This window comes from Phenylobacterium sp. (genome assembly GCF_030651185.1).
In the GTDB taxonomy this organism is placed as follows: Bacteria; Pseudomonadota; Alphaproteobacteria; order Caulobacterales; family Caulobacteraceae; genus Phenylobacterium.
In genome coordinates, this window is record NZ_JAUSCJ010000022.1 from 39,839 (window position 1) to 51,191 (window position 11,353).

Sequence of the window (11,353 nt, forward strand, 5' to 3'; positions counted from 1 at the left end):
CATGGCCGCGACGATCATCACCGTCCTGGCCGCCCTGCTGGGCTTCCTGCTGATCGCGGGGCTGGGCCTTGCCCTGTCGGGCCCGGCCAGCGGACAGGCCCGCACGATGAAGCGGGCCCAGGCCATCGTTGGCGGACGCGACGCGCCGGCCGCGCGTAGCGGCCGCCGTCCCGCCGCCAGCGCCCAGGATTCGCGCCGACGTCAGATTCTCAAGACCCTGCGCGAGCAGGAGAAGCAGCAGAAGAAGGCCACCCTGACCGTCGCCGCCAAGCTGCAGCAGGCGGGGTTGGCGGACAATGTGCGCGGCTTCTGGATCATCTGCGGCATCGTCGGCCTGGTGGTGATGGGCGTCGTCCTGCTGCTGGGGCAAAAGCCTCTGATCGGCCTGGGCCTCGGCTTCGCCGCGGGCTTTGGCCTGCCGCGCTGGGTGCTGGGGTTCCTGGGCGCGCGGCGCACCAAGAAGTTCACCGAGGCGTTTCCCGACGGCATGGACATCATCACCCGGGGTATTCGCTCCGGCCTGCCGGTGCATGACAGCCTGAGGGTCATCTCCCAGGAGACCTCCGAGCCCTTGGCCGGTGAGTTCAAACGTCTGGTTGAGGCCATCGGCATGGGGATCTCCATCGACCAGGCCCTGGACAAGATGTACGCCCGCATGCCCACGCCCGAGGTGCGGTTCTTCTCCATCGTGCTGGCCATCCAGTCCAAGACCGGGGGCAATCTGGCCGAGGCCCTGGGCAACCTCTCCACGGTGATCCGGGCGCGCAAGCTGATGCGCGAGAAGATCAAGGCGATGTCGGGGGAGGCCGTGGCCTCGGCGATCATCATCGGCTCCCTGCCGCCCGGCGTCGTCGGCCTGATCAGCGTCACCAGCCCGGCCTATATGAAGCCGATGTTCGAGGATCCGCGCGGGCACATGATGCTGATGGTCGGCGCCGTCTGGATGTGCCTGGGCATCTTCACGATGCGCAAGATGATCAACTTCAAGATCTAGGGGAGCCGCCCATGAACCTGCTCTCCGCCATGACCGATCCCGACAACCTGCTGACCCTGTTCGTGGCCCTGGTCTGTTTCGCCACCATCGTGTCCATCGCCACCCCGATGATCACCCGCTCCACCCTGGAGACCCGGCTGAAGTCGGTCTCAACCCGGCGCGAGGAGCTGCGGCGCAAGTCGCGCGAGGCCCTGGCGGTGAAGAGCAACGGCGGCGGCACCCTGCGCCACACCGACGAGGGGCTGTACAAAAAGGTCGTCGACCGCCTGCAGCTCTCGCGGCTGCTGGAGGATCCCAAGGTGGTGGAGAAGCTGGCCCAGGCCGGGTTCCGGGGGCCCAGGCCCGTCTCCACCTTCTACTTCTTCCGCTTCATCCTGCCCTTCGCCTTCGCGGTGACCGCGGCGCTCTATCTGTTCTTCGTCAATGATTTCGGCATGCCGCCGATGAACCGGGTGGTCTGCTGCTTCGTGGGCCTGACGCTGGGCTACTACGCCCCCAACATCTACATCTCCAACGTCGCCCAGAAGCGCCGCGAGAGCATCGTCGGCGCCTTCCCCGACAGCCTCGACCTGCTGCTGATCTGCGTGGAATCGGGGATGTCCATCGAGGCGGCGATCCAGAAGGTCAGCCAGGAGATCGGCGGCGCCTCCATCGAGCTGGCCGAGGAGCTGACCCTGCTGACCGCGGAGATCTCCTACCTGCCCGAGCGGCGGATGGCCTATGAGGGCCTGGCCATGCGGACCAACCATCCCGGCATCCGCTCGGTGACCACCGCCATGATCCAGGCCGAGCGCTACGGCACCCCCCTGGGGGCGGCCCTGCGGGTGATGGCCAAGGAAAACCGCGACATGCGCCTGGCCTTCGCCGAGAAGAAGGCCGCCCAGCTGCCCGCCAAGCTGACCGTGCCGATGATCCTGTTCTTCCTGCCGGTGCTGTTCATCGTCATCCTCGGGCCCGCGGTGCTCAAGGTCCAGGACATGGTCGCTCAGCAATAGGCCCGTTTACCTGGCCTTGAGGCGTTACGCCGCAGAGTGGCGGCATGCCAAGGCCAGAGAACCTCAAACCCCTGACCACCCTGCGGATCTTCGCCGCGGCCTGGGTGGTGCTCTATCATTACTGGCCCCTGCTGGTGGCCGGCGCCCGGCCGGGCGCGGTGGAGAAGGGCTATCTCGGGGTCGAGCTGTTCTTCGTGCTCTCCGGCTTCATCCTCTCCCACGTCTATCTGCAGAGTTTCGGCGAGAAGCGGTTCTCCTATGGCAGCTTCCTGTGGGCGCGGCTGGCGCGGATCTATCCGGTGCACCTGGCGGTGCTGGCGGGCCTGGCCCTGCTGATCGCCGGGGCCTCGGCCGCGGGCTTCGAGGCCGGCGACAATGTGGTGGTCTGGAGTTCGCTGCCGGCCCACCTGCTGCTGCTGCAGGCCTGGGGCCTGGGGCAGGGCGGCGGCTGGAACCACCCCTCCTGGTCGATCTCGGCGGAGTGGTTCGCCTATCTGGCCTTCCCGGCCTTCGCGATGGTCTTCTGGCCGCTGCGCGCGCGGCCGTGGGTCGCCACGGCGCTCGCCGCCCTGCTGGTGGTGATCCTGAACCTGGTGTTCCCGCTCTTCGCCGGCCATCCGCTCACCGAGGCGACCACCGCCTGGGGCGCGCTGAGGATCGTGCCGTGCTTCGCCCTGGGCTGCGCCGTCTACCTGCTGTGGCGCAACAAGGCGGTGACCTCGCCGGTCGGGGCCAAGGCGATCACCGGCGGCCTGCTGGCGGCCATCGCCGCCGGCGCGGCCTTTGAAATTCCCGACCTGATCATGGTGCTGCTGTTCGGCGGCCTGATCCTGGCGCTCGCCAGTCTCGCCAGCACCGGGTCGAACCTGATGGGCTCGAAGCTCGGCGTCTATCTCGGCGAGGTCAGCTTCGCCGTCTACATGGTCTGCATCCCGTGGGAGCTGGTCTTCACCCGGGTGGCGCGGGCCGCGCTCGGCCTGCCCGAGGGCCTGTTGCCCTGGCCGGTCTGGGCGCTGATGTTCGCCGGCGTGATCCCGGCGGCCATGGTCGTCCATCACCTGGTGGAGCGCCCTGCGCGCAACGCCATGCGGGCCTGGGAGGCGCGGGGCTTCCGCATTGGAGCCCGTCGCGAAATCGCCGACCCCGCCTGACTATTGAGCCGTGCGAACCGAGTCCCAGGAGCGGGGCGGGCCCGCGGGGCCGGGCGCGGCGGCGCGCAGGAAAGCCATGTTGTTGGCCACGGCTTCCGGCGGCAGGTCCTGGCGCACCAGCTTCTCGGCCTCGTCGAAACGCCCCTGCAGACCCAGCACCAGGGCCAGGTTCTGGCGCACCGCCATGGTGGCGCCGGGCTTGGCGGCGGCCGCGCGCAGCAGGGTCTCGGCCTCACGCGCGTCGCCGTGGCTGGCGTAGAACAGGGCCAGGTTGCACAGCGCAGCGGGATTTTCGGGCGCCAGGCTGGTGGCCAGGCGGTGCGCGGCCAGGGCCTCCTCAGGGCGGCTGGCCTGGTCATAGGCGACGCCGAGCAGGGACGGCGCACGCCAGTCGCGGGGCGCGAGCGCCTGGGCCTGGCGGGCGGGCTCGATGGCGTAGAAGCCCTGGCCGCGGCCCACCTGGGCGCGGGCGACCTCCAGCAGGGCCTCGACGCTCTTGGGGTCAGTGATCAGCACGCGCTGGGCGGCCTGGGCGGCGTCCTCGTACTTGCCCATGGCGCGCAGGGCCTGGGCCAGGCCGACCGCGGCCTCCGCGTCGCGCGGGTCGAGGTCACTCTCGCGGCCCCAGAAGGCGGCGCGGGCCAGGGGGTCGAGCCGGGCGGCCAAACCGCGTTCCTCCGCCGACGCGCGGCGCGGGCCCTCGGGGGTGGCGGGCGCGGCCGAGACAGAGGCGGGCGCGGCCTTGGGCGCCTTGGCCATGACGGGCTGGGCGGCCAGGCTGAGGGTCAGGGCGGTTGCGGCGAGCGCCGACATGCGACACATCAACGGTGCGGACTCCGGGATCATCTCGACACCTTCCCAGAGCCGCTTAAAGGAAGCGTTAAGCATAAGAGCGGGCGCCTCGCCCCGCGTCAGGGCCGATCCATGACCGAAGTGATCCTTGCGACCTCCGACCGCGCCGTGGTTCCGGTCCACGCCCTGTATGACGGCGACCTGGCGGGATTCCTGGAGGGCCGGCCGGCCTTCGTGAAGGCCTTCGCCGAGACCGCCGAGTTCAAGGCCAAGGCCGGCCAGGTGCTGGTCCTGCCCAACGCCGAGGGGGGCGTCGACCGGGTGCTGTTCGGCCTCGGGGCCGTTCCCGCCGATTTCATGGTGTTCCGGGGCCTGCCGGCCAAGCTGCCGGCGGGGGACTACAGGTTGGCGGCGGCGCCGGCGGGGATCAGCGCCGACCAGGTGGCGCTGGCCTTCGCCTTGGGCAGCTACAGGTTCGATCGCTACAAGCAGAAGAAGGCGGGCGACAGGCCGCGCCTGGTGGCGGACGGCGTCGATATCGCCGAGATCAATTCCATCGCCCACGCCTGCGCCCTGGCCCGCGACATGGTCAACACCCCGGCCAACGACCTGGGGCCGCTGCAGCTGGAGACCATCGCCCGCGAGATCGCCGAGCAGCATGGGGCCACCATCACGGTCATCACCGGCGATGGTCTGCTGGAGGCCAACTATCCCGCGGTCCACGCCGTGGGCCGCGCCGCGGTGGAGGCGCGCGCGCCCCGCATGATCGAGATGACCTGGGGCGCGGCCGGCAAGCCGCTGGTCTGCCTGGTGGGCAAGGGCGTGGTCTTCGACACCGGCGGCCTGGACATCAAGCCCTCGGCCGGCATGCGGCAGATGAAGAAGGACATGGGCGGGGCCGCCGCGGTCCTGGGGCTCGCCCGGATGATCATGGCCGCCAAGCTGCCGGTGCGGTTGGCCGTCCTGGTCCCCGCCGTGGAGAACGCCATCTCCGGCGACGCCATGCGGCCCGGCGACATCCTCGACAGCCGCAAGGGCCTGACCATCGAGGTGGGCAATACCGACGCCGAGGGCCGCTTGATCCTGGCCGATGCGCTGACCCGCGCCTGCGAGCTGGAGCCGGACCTGACCCTCGATCTCGCCACCCTGACCGGGGCGGCCCGCGCGGCGCTCGGACCGCAATTGCCGCCCTTCTACACCGACGACGACGACCTGGCGGCCCAGATCGAAGCCGCGATGACCCAGGTCTCTGACCCCATGTGGCGGATGCCTCTGTGGAAGGGCTATGTCGAGGCCCTCGACAGCGACATCGCCGACATCAAGAACGATCCGGACGGCTGGGCCCAGGCGGGCTCGGTGACGGCGGCGCTGTTCCTGCAGCGGTTCGCGCCGAGCGGGGCCTGGGCGCATTTCGACATCTTCGCCTGGAACCCGCGCGCGCGGCCGGGCTGGACGGCCGGCGCCGAGGCCCAGGCCATCCGCGCCCTCTACCAGATGATCCGGACGCGGTTTGCATGAGCCACGACCCGCGCGTCACCCTGGCCCGCCCCTCGCTCGTCGCCCGCTCCCTTGAGGGCGTGACGGCGGCGGACGGCTATGCCGACTCCAGGTCCATGACGGCCGTGGTCCCCGCCGCCCCCCTGCGCGCCGCGCCTGACGCCAACGCCGAACAGGTGGACCAGGTGCTGTTCGGCGAGACCTTCGAGGTGCTGGAGGAGGCCCAGGGCTTCTGCTGGGGCCAGGCGCGGCGGGACGGCTATGTCGGCTATGTGGCCAGGGCCGATCTGGGCCCGCTGGCGCCGGCGCCGACCCACCGGGTCTCGGCGATCCGCACCTACGCCTTCCGGGAGGCCAGCATCAAGAGCCGGGCGCTCGGGCCCTATTCCCTGGGTGGCCTGATCGCCGTCGAGGCGCGGGACGGACGGTTCGTGAAGGCCGCCAATTCCGGCTGGTTCGTCGAGGCGCACCTGTCGCCGATCGGCGTCTTCGAGGGCGACGTCGTAGAGGTGGCCGAGCGTTATCTGGGGGCGCCCTATCTGTGGGGCGGGCGCGAGAGCCTGGGGCTGGACTGCTCTGGGCTGGTGCAGCAGGCGCTGCTGGCCTGCGGGCGCGCCTGTCCGCGGGACACCGACCAGCAGGCGCTCATGGGGCGGCCGGTGGAGACCCTGGCCCGGGGCGACCTGGTGTTCTGGCGCGGTCACGTGGCGATCATGCTGGACGGCCAGCGCATCCTGCACGCCAACGGCCACCACATGGCCACGGCCATCGAGCCGCTCGCCGAGGCGGTGGCGCGGATCGCGGCGACGAGCACGGGTCAGCCAACCGGGTATCGGCGGCTCTAGATCCACATACGAAAAGACCCCCCGCGATGCGGAGGGTCCTCTTGTCCAGTTCGCCCCTCGAAGGGGAGAGGCGGTAGGGCTTAGTTCGCCTGGGTCGGGGCCGCGGCGGCGCCCGTCGCGGGGGCCTGACCAGCGGGACCGCCGCCCGGGGCGGTGGGGGTGGCGGTGGAGCCGGTGGCGGTCGGGGCGCCGGCATCAGCGGCCGGAGCCACGGCGGCGGCGTCAGCGGCGGGCGCGGCGGCGGCGGCCGGGTTCGGAGCCGGGAACGGGAGGGTGGCGCCCTTGGTGTGCAGGTAGGCCAGCAGGTTGATGCGGTCTTCCGGCTTCTTCAGGCCGACGAAGCCCATCTTGGTGCCGGGCATGTCCTTGGCGGGGTTCTTGATGAATTCCGACAGGCGCTCGAAGTCCCAGACCGGGTTCTTCGCGCCGTACTCCACCATGGCGGGGGAATAGGCGAAGCCGGCATGGCCGCCCGGCTTGCGGCCGACGATGGCCCACTGGTTCGGGCCGGTGCCGTTGGCGCCGCCGTTGTCGATGGTGTGGCACGACTTGCACTTGGCGAACACCATTTCGCCGGCGGCGACGTCGGCGGTCGGCAGGACGGTGCCCCAATCGATGGGCGCTTCGGCGACGGGGCCACCGGAGGCCTCTTCAGCCACCTCGATGAGATAGCCAGGTTTCTCCGCCTTTTCGGTGGCGAAGACACCGGCGGAAAGTTCGCGGAGGCCGACAATGGCCAGACCCGTCGCCAGCACGGCGCCGGCGACTTTGTTGAACGTAAGGTCGCTCATCGTCTTGAAATCGGCCCTCTAATCGGCCGGTCCGAAGACCGGCGGAAGCGCGGGAATCCCCGCCCCTTATTGCGCCCGCGTCTCTTACACGCTACCGGCGCTGGCGCAACCGGCCAGTTGGTCGCCCCCCAGATCACGTCCGTGATCTGGGCATTTTTGGAGTTGGAGCGGAATGCGGGCGGTTCCCACTTTCTCTCATTCGCTCAGTCCCTCATGAACCCGATCATCCTTATCCCCGCGCGCCTTGCGGCCACGCGCCTTCCCAACAAGCCGCTCGCCGATATCGAAGGTCTGCCGATGATCGTGCGGGTTCTGCGCCAGGCGCAGGCCGCCAACCTCGGTCCGGTGGCGGTGGCGGCTGGTGATTCGGCGATCGTCGACGCGGTCCAGGCGGCGGGTGGCCGCGCCGTGCTGACCGACCCCGACCTGCCCTCGGGCTCCGACCGGCTGGTGGCGGCCCTGGCGGAGCTGGACCCCCAGGGCGCCCATGACGTGGTGATCAACCTGCAGGGCGACATGCCGTTCGTGGCGCCCGCCGACCTCGCCGCCTGCGCCGCCCTGCTCACCGCCCAGCCGTCCTGCGACATCGCCACCATCGTGGAGCGGGAGGCCTCGCCCGAGGTCCGCACCAATCCCGACATGGTCAAGGCCGTGCTGGCGATGCAGCCGGATGGCAAGACGGGCCGGGCGCTCTACTTCACCCGCTCGACCCTCTATGGCGACGGGCCGGTCTGGCATCACCACGGCATCTACGCCTATCGCCGCGCGGCGCTCGCGGCCTTCACGGCGGCCAAGCCCTCGCCGCTGGAGCAGCGCGAGAAGCTGGAGCAACTGCGGGCCATGGAGCTCGGGCTCTCGATCTGGGCGAGCGTGGTCGACTCCGCGCCCATCTCGGTGGACAACCCCGCCGATCTTGAGCGGGCCCGCGCCCATGCTCGGCAAATCGGGGACAGGTCATGAGCAAGGGGCGGATCGCCTTCCAGGGCGAACTGGGCGCCAACAGCCACGAGGCCTGCGTGGCGGCCTTCCCGGACATGACCCCGGTGGCCCACCCGACCTTCGAGGAGGCCTTCGAGGCCATCAAGTCGGGCGACTGTCAGCTGGGCATGATCCCGGTGGAGAACTCCATCGCCGGCCGCGTCGCCGACGTGCATCACCTGCTGCCCAATTCCGGCCTGAAGATCATCGGCGAGCGCTTCAAGCCGATCCATTTCCAGCTGATGGTCAATCCGGGCGTCAAGCTGGAGGAGGTGAAGACCGTCGCCTCCATGCCCATCGCCCTGGCCCAATGCCGCAAGACCATCCGGCGGCTGAAGCTGAAGACCGAGCAGGTGGGCGACACCGCGCTGTCGGCCAAGCTGCTGTCGGAACACCCCGATCCCGCCAAGGCGGCCATCGCGCCCGCCCTGGCCGCCGAGCTCTACAGCCTGGAGATCGTGGCCCGCGACATCGAGGACACCCACAACAACACCACCCGCTTCCTGGTGATGACGGCCGACAAGGCCCCGCCGCCCCCGCCCTTCACCAGCCCCTGCGTCACCAGCTTCGTGTTCCGGGTGCGCAACCTGCCTGCCGCCCTCTACAAGGCCATGGGCGGGTTCGCCACCAACGGCGTGAACATGACCAAGCTGGAGAGCTACATGGAGAACGGCGCCTTCACGGCGACCTTCTTCTACGCCGAGGTCGATGGCCGCCCCGAGGACCGCAACCTCGCGCTGGCCTTCGAGGAACTGCAGTTCTTCTCCGAGCAGTTCGAGATCCTTGGCGTCTATCCCGCCGACGCCTTCCGGAGCCATATCTGATGCGCACCATCGAGATGGACGGCGCCGCCTATCCCAGCATCAAGGCCTTCTGCGAGGATCTGAAGAGCGAGATCCGCGCCCTCCCAGGGCACGGCGCCAGCATCGAGGCCTTCGTCGATTCGATGATCTGGGCCAACGGCATGAGCGAGCTGGCTCCGCCCTACATGATCCGGGTGCGCGGCCTACACGGCGGGCCGCTGGCCGAGTTCGTCAAGGACCTCTCCAACGCCCTTGGCCAGGCCCGGATGGAGGTCCGCAACCGCCGGGCCGAGGACGTCGAGGTCATCCTGACGCTGCGGCGGTAGGTAGATCCTCCCCCAGGCGCGCCGCGCCGATGTGGGGGAGGTGGATCGTGGCGCAGCCGCGAGCCGGAGGGGGATCGCCGTAGGCGACGCCTTCGACCCACAAACAAGGGTCAAAGTCCCCCTCAGTCAGCTTCGCTGACAGCTCCCCCAGAGGGGGAGCATCTATCAGGCCGGTGCGTGCGCCGCCGCGATCAGGGCGTCGTCGATCTCGCGGGCGCGGACGGCGGCGGGGCGGCCGGCCATGCGGTCGGAATAGGCCTTGAAAACCGGGCGGGCCTCAATGGAGCCGAATTGAAGCCCCCAGCCGAGGTGCGCCCCGACATAGAGATCGGCGGCCGTGAAGCGGTCGCCCGCCAGATATTCGCGGCCGGTCAGGGCCTTTTCCAGGGTGTCCATGACGGCGCCAAAACTGCCCCAGCCGGCCGAGGCCTGCTGGTCGGCGGGCACCTCGAAGCCCAGGCTCTTGACGGTGATAGCGGCCTCCAGCGGCCCGGCGGCGAAGAACAGCCAGCGATAGTATTCCCCGCGCAGCTTGCTGCCGACCGGCGGCGCGAGCCCGGCCTCCGGGAAGGCGTCGGCCATGTAGGCGCAGATGGCGGCGCACTCGGTGATGACGGTGTCGCCATGCTTGATGGCCGGCACCTTGCCCATGGGGTTCACCGCCAGATAGGCCGGGGCCTTCATGGCCGGGAAGTCGAGGACCTGGGTCTCATAGGGCTGGCCCACCTCCTCCATCAGCCAGCGGATGATGCGGCCGCGCGACATGGGGTTGGTGTAGAAAACGAGCTGGTCCGACATGGCTGTTCCTCCGTGTTGGAGGCACCTTAGCCCAGGCTGCTGACAGCAGTGTGGCAGCAGCATTCAATTCCTCCCCCAGGCCGCAGGCCGTATCGGGGGAGGTGGATCGCTGCGCAGCAGCGAGACGGAGGGGGTTAGGCTTTCACGGCCGCCAACAGCGCTCATCGGATGGAGGGGATCTGGCAGCCCCAGCCCCCACCGTCACGCGCATATCTGCGCGCGCCACCTCCCCCGAACCGCGCTGCGCGCTGGGGAGGAATTGGCGACCTAGCTCTCGGCCCAGGCCTTGATGAGCTGGTGGGCGATGGCCATGGGGCCTGGGGCGAAGGTGTTGGGCAGCTTGCCGGCCAGCAGCTGGCGCGCTTCGTCCTTGGTGAACCAGCGGACCTCGGACAGCTCGGTCTGGTCGGGGGCGGCGTCGTCGTCCTCCACCTGGGCGATCAGGCCGATCATCAGGGACGACGGATAGGGCCAGGGCTGGGTGGAGTGGTAGACGACGGAGGCGGTCTTCAGGCCCGCCTCCTCGTGCAATTCGCGGGCGCAGGCCTCCTCGATGGTCTCACCGGGCTCCAGGAACCCGGCCAGGGAGGAGAACATGCCCGCCGGCCAGATTTCCTGGCGGCCCAGCATGCAGCGCTCGCCATGGACGGCCAGCATGATCACGACCGGATCTGTGCGGGGGAAGTGCTCGGCCTTGCAGGCGGGGCAGGCGCGCTTCCAGCCGCCTTCCGCCACCAGGGAGGGTTCGCCGCAATTGGCGCAATGCTTGTGGCGGCGACGCCACTCGAACATCTGCTTGGCGGTGGCCAGGATGGCGGCGTCGGTGTGGGGCAGGCGGGTGGCGAGCGCCCGCAGATCCTCGAATCGTCCCAGGCCCTGCAGGGGCCCGTCGCAGGGGTCGGCGCCCCCGTCCAGGTCGACGGCGAAGACCGCGGTCTCCTTCCAGAGGCCCATGAACAGCAGGGTTTCGGCCCCGCCTGCCAGCTCGGAGACCATCTTGGCCGGCAGGTAGGCGATCTGCACCCCGCCGTCCTTGCTGTTCTCCACCAAGGGCTTGCCGTTCCAGATGGCGATCCCGAGGGACTCATCGGACTTCAGCTGCGCGTTGAGCCAGTCATCGTCCTTACGGCGCTCGCTGGCGCGGTTCAGGGGGTTTCCGGCGAAGGTGTTCTGGAAGGAAGAAAGAGCCATGAATGCTCTCATAGCTTCGCCCAAGCTTGCGCGCGAGCCTCAAGGTCGCGATATAGGGGGTGGAGATCGGGCGACGGGCGGACGCCTCGCCAACCCGGTCAGGTCCGGAAGGAAGCAGCCGCAACGAGTTTCGCTCCGGGTCGTCGTTCGGTCTCCACCCACACCATCTCTGAAAAGCGCCAACGGCGCGGG

The 11,353-nt window shown here is 69.5% G+C and carries 12 protein-coding genes and 1 other RNA gene; 9 read left to right on the forward strand and 4 right to left on the reverse strand.

The features are described from left to right. Position 1 precedes the first annotated feature (1 nt). The 3 genes from Q7J39_RS09180 to Q7J39_RS09190 are packed head-to-tail and all read left to right on the forward strand — an operon-like array spanning position 2 to position 3,140. Positions 2-994, forward strand: a complete 993-nt coding sequence (locus tag Q7J39_RS09180) for a type II secretion system F family protein (protein ID WP_370690027.1) — start codon at positions 2-4, stop codon at positions 992-994. An 11-nt stretch (positions 995-1,005) separates the two neighbouring features. Then, positions 1,006-1,989, forward strand: coding sequence for a type II secretion system F family protein (locus Q7J39_RS09185; RefSeq protein ID WP_304823249.1), 984 nt, complete (start codon positions 1,006-1,008; stop codon positions 1,987-1,989). 44 nt (positions 1,990-2,033) lie between these two features. Further along, on the forward strand, positions 2,034-3,140 hold the full coding sequence (locus Q7J39_RS09190) for an acyltransferase (protein WP_304823252.1): 1,107 nt from the start codon (positions 2,034-2,036) through the stop codon (positions 3,138-3,140). Here the strand turns inward: Q7J39_RS09190 and Q7J39_RS09195 are convergent, their stop codons facing one another. After that, positions 3,141-3,953, reverse strand: a complete 813-nt coding sequence (locus Q7J39_RS09195) for a tetratricopeptide repeat protein (protein WP_370690029.1) — start codon at positions 3,951-3,953, stop codon at positions 3,141-3,143. Between the two features lie 111 nt (positions 3,954-4,064). Between Q7J39_RS09195 and Q7J39_RS09200 the strand changes: the two genes are divergently transcribed. Next, on the forward strand, positions 4,065-5,450 hold the full coding sequence (locus tag Q7J39_RS09200) for a M17 family metallopeptidase (protein WP_304823255.1): 1,386 nt from the start codon (positions 4,065-4,067) through the stop codon (positions 5,448-5,450). Then, positions 5,447-6,274, forward strand: a complete 828-nt coding sequence (locus Q7J39_RS09205; RefSeq protein WP_304823258.1) for an NlpC/P60 family protein — start codon at positions 5,447-5,449, stop codon at positions 6,272-6,274. Before Q7J39_RS09200 ends, Q7J39_RS09205 begins: the two co-directional genes overlap by 4 nt. Before the next feature lie 80 nt (positions 6,275-6,354). On the opposite strand, the gene Q7J39_RS09210 is transcribed toward Q7J39_RS09205, so the two are convergent. Then, positions 6,355-7,065, reverse strand: coding sequence for a cytochrome c family protein (locus Q7J39_RS09210; RefSeq protein ID WP_304823261.1), 711 nt, complete (start codon positions 7,063-7,065; stop codon positions 6,355-6,357). Between the two features lie 213 nt (positions 7,066-7,278). On the opposite strand from Q7J39_RS09210, the gene Q7J39_RS09215 reads away from it, so the two are divergent. The 3 genes from Q7J39_RS09215 to Q7J39_RS09225 are packed head-to-tail and all read left to right on the forward strand — an operon-like array spanning position 7,279 to position 9,172. Next, positions 7,279-8,025 carry a 3-deoxy-manno-octulosonate cytidylyltransferase gene (locus tag Q7J39_RS09215; protein ID WP_304823264.1) on the forward strand — a complete coding sequence of 249 codons (747 nt, stop codon included), beginning with the start codon at positions 7,279-7,281 and terminating at the stop codon, positions 8,023-8,025. Then, positions 8,022-8,867, forward strand: coding sequence for a prephenate dehydratase (locus tag Q7J39_RS09220; protein WP_304823269.1), 846 nt, complete (start codon positions 8,022-8,024; stop codon positions 8,865-8,867). The genes Q7J39_RS09215 and Q7J39_RS09220 overlap by 4 nt, the downstream gene beginning before the upstream one ends. Continuing rightward, positions 8,867-9,172, forward strand: a complete 306-nt coding sequence (locus tag Q7J39_RS09225; RefSeq protein WP_304823272.1) for a hypothetical protein — start codon at positions 8,867-8,869, stop codon at positions 9,170-9,172. Before Q7J39_RS09220 ends, Q7J39_RS09225 begins: the two co-directional genes overlap by 1 nt. Before the next feature lie 165 nt (positions 9,173-9,337). Here Q7J39_RS09225 and Q7J39_RS09230 read toward each other — a convergent pair whose 3' ends face one another. Together Q7J39_RS09230 and nudC are read right to left on the reverse strand one after the other, a co-directional pair. Continuing rightward, complete coding sequence (locus tag Q7J39_RS09230; protein WP_304823274.1) at positions 9,338-9,970, reverse strand: glutathione S-transferase family protein; 633 nt, start codon at positions 9,968-9,970, stop codon at positions 9,338-9,340. A gap of 267 nt (positions 9,971-10,237) precedes the next feature. After that, on the reverse strand, positions 10,238-11,161 hold the full coding sequence (gene nudC / locus Q7J39_RS09235; RefSeq protein ID WP_304823278.1) for an NAD(+) diphosphatase: 924 nt from the start codon (positions 11,159-11,161) through the stop codon (positions 10,238-10,240). Between the two features lie 63 nt (positions 11,162-11,224). Here nudC and ffs point away from each other — a divergent pair. Next, positions 11,225-11,318: signal recognition particle sRNA small type (gene ffs / locus Q7J39_RS09240), an RNA gene on the forward strand. Positions 11,319-11,353 lie beyond the last annotated feature (35 nt).

Coding starts and splice junctions, on each gene's coding strand:
- Q7J39_RS09190 (WP_304823252.1), top strand. CDS start 2,034: ATGCCAAGGCCAGAGAACCTCAAACCCCTGACCACCCTGCGGATCTTC.
- Q7J39_RS09225 (WP_304823272.1), top strand. CDS start 8,867: ATGCGCACCATCGAGATGGACGGCGCCGCCTATCCCAGCATCAAGGCC.
- Q7J39_RS09180 (WP_370690027.1), top strand. CDS start 2: ATGGCCGCGACGATCATCACCGTCCTGGCCGCCCTGCTGGGCTTCCTG.
- Q7J39_RS09185 (WP_304823249.1), top strand. CDS start 1,006: ATGAACCTGCTCTCCGCCATGACCGATCCCGACAACCTGCTGACCCTG.
- Q7J39_RS09215 (WP_304823264.1), top strand. CDS start 7,279: ATGAACCCGATCATCCTTATCCCCGCGCGCCTTGCGGCCACGCGCCTT.
- nudC (WP_304823278.1), bottom strand. CDS start 11,161: ATGGCTCTTTCTTCCTTCCAGAACACCTTCGCCGGAAACCCCCTGAAC.
- Q7J39_RS09210 (WP_304823261.1), bottom strand. CDS start 7,065: ATGAGCGACCTTACGTTCAACAAAGTCGCCGGCGCCGTGCTGGCGACG.
- Q7J39_RS09220 (WP_304823269.1), top strand. CDS start 8,022: ATGAGCAAGGGGCGGATCGCCTTCCAGGGCGAACTGGGCGCCAACAGC.
- Q7J39_RS09195 (WP_370690029.1), bottom strand. CDS start 3,953: ATGTCGGCGCTCGCCGCAACCGCCCTGACCCTCAGCCTGGCCGCCCAG.
- Q7J39_RS09200 (WP_304823255.1), top strand. CDS start 4,065: ATGACCGAAGTGATCCTTGCGACCTCCGACCGCGCCGTGGTTCCGGTC.
- Q7J39_RS09205 (WP_304823258.1), top strand. CDS start 5,447: ATGAGCCACGACCCGCGCGTCACCCTGGCCCGCCCCTCGCTCGTCGCC.
- Q7J39_RS09230 (WP_304823274.1), bottom strand. CDS start 9,970: ATGTCGGACCAGCTCGTTTTCTACACCAACCCCATGTCGCGCGGCCGC.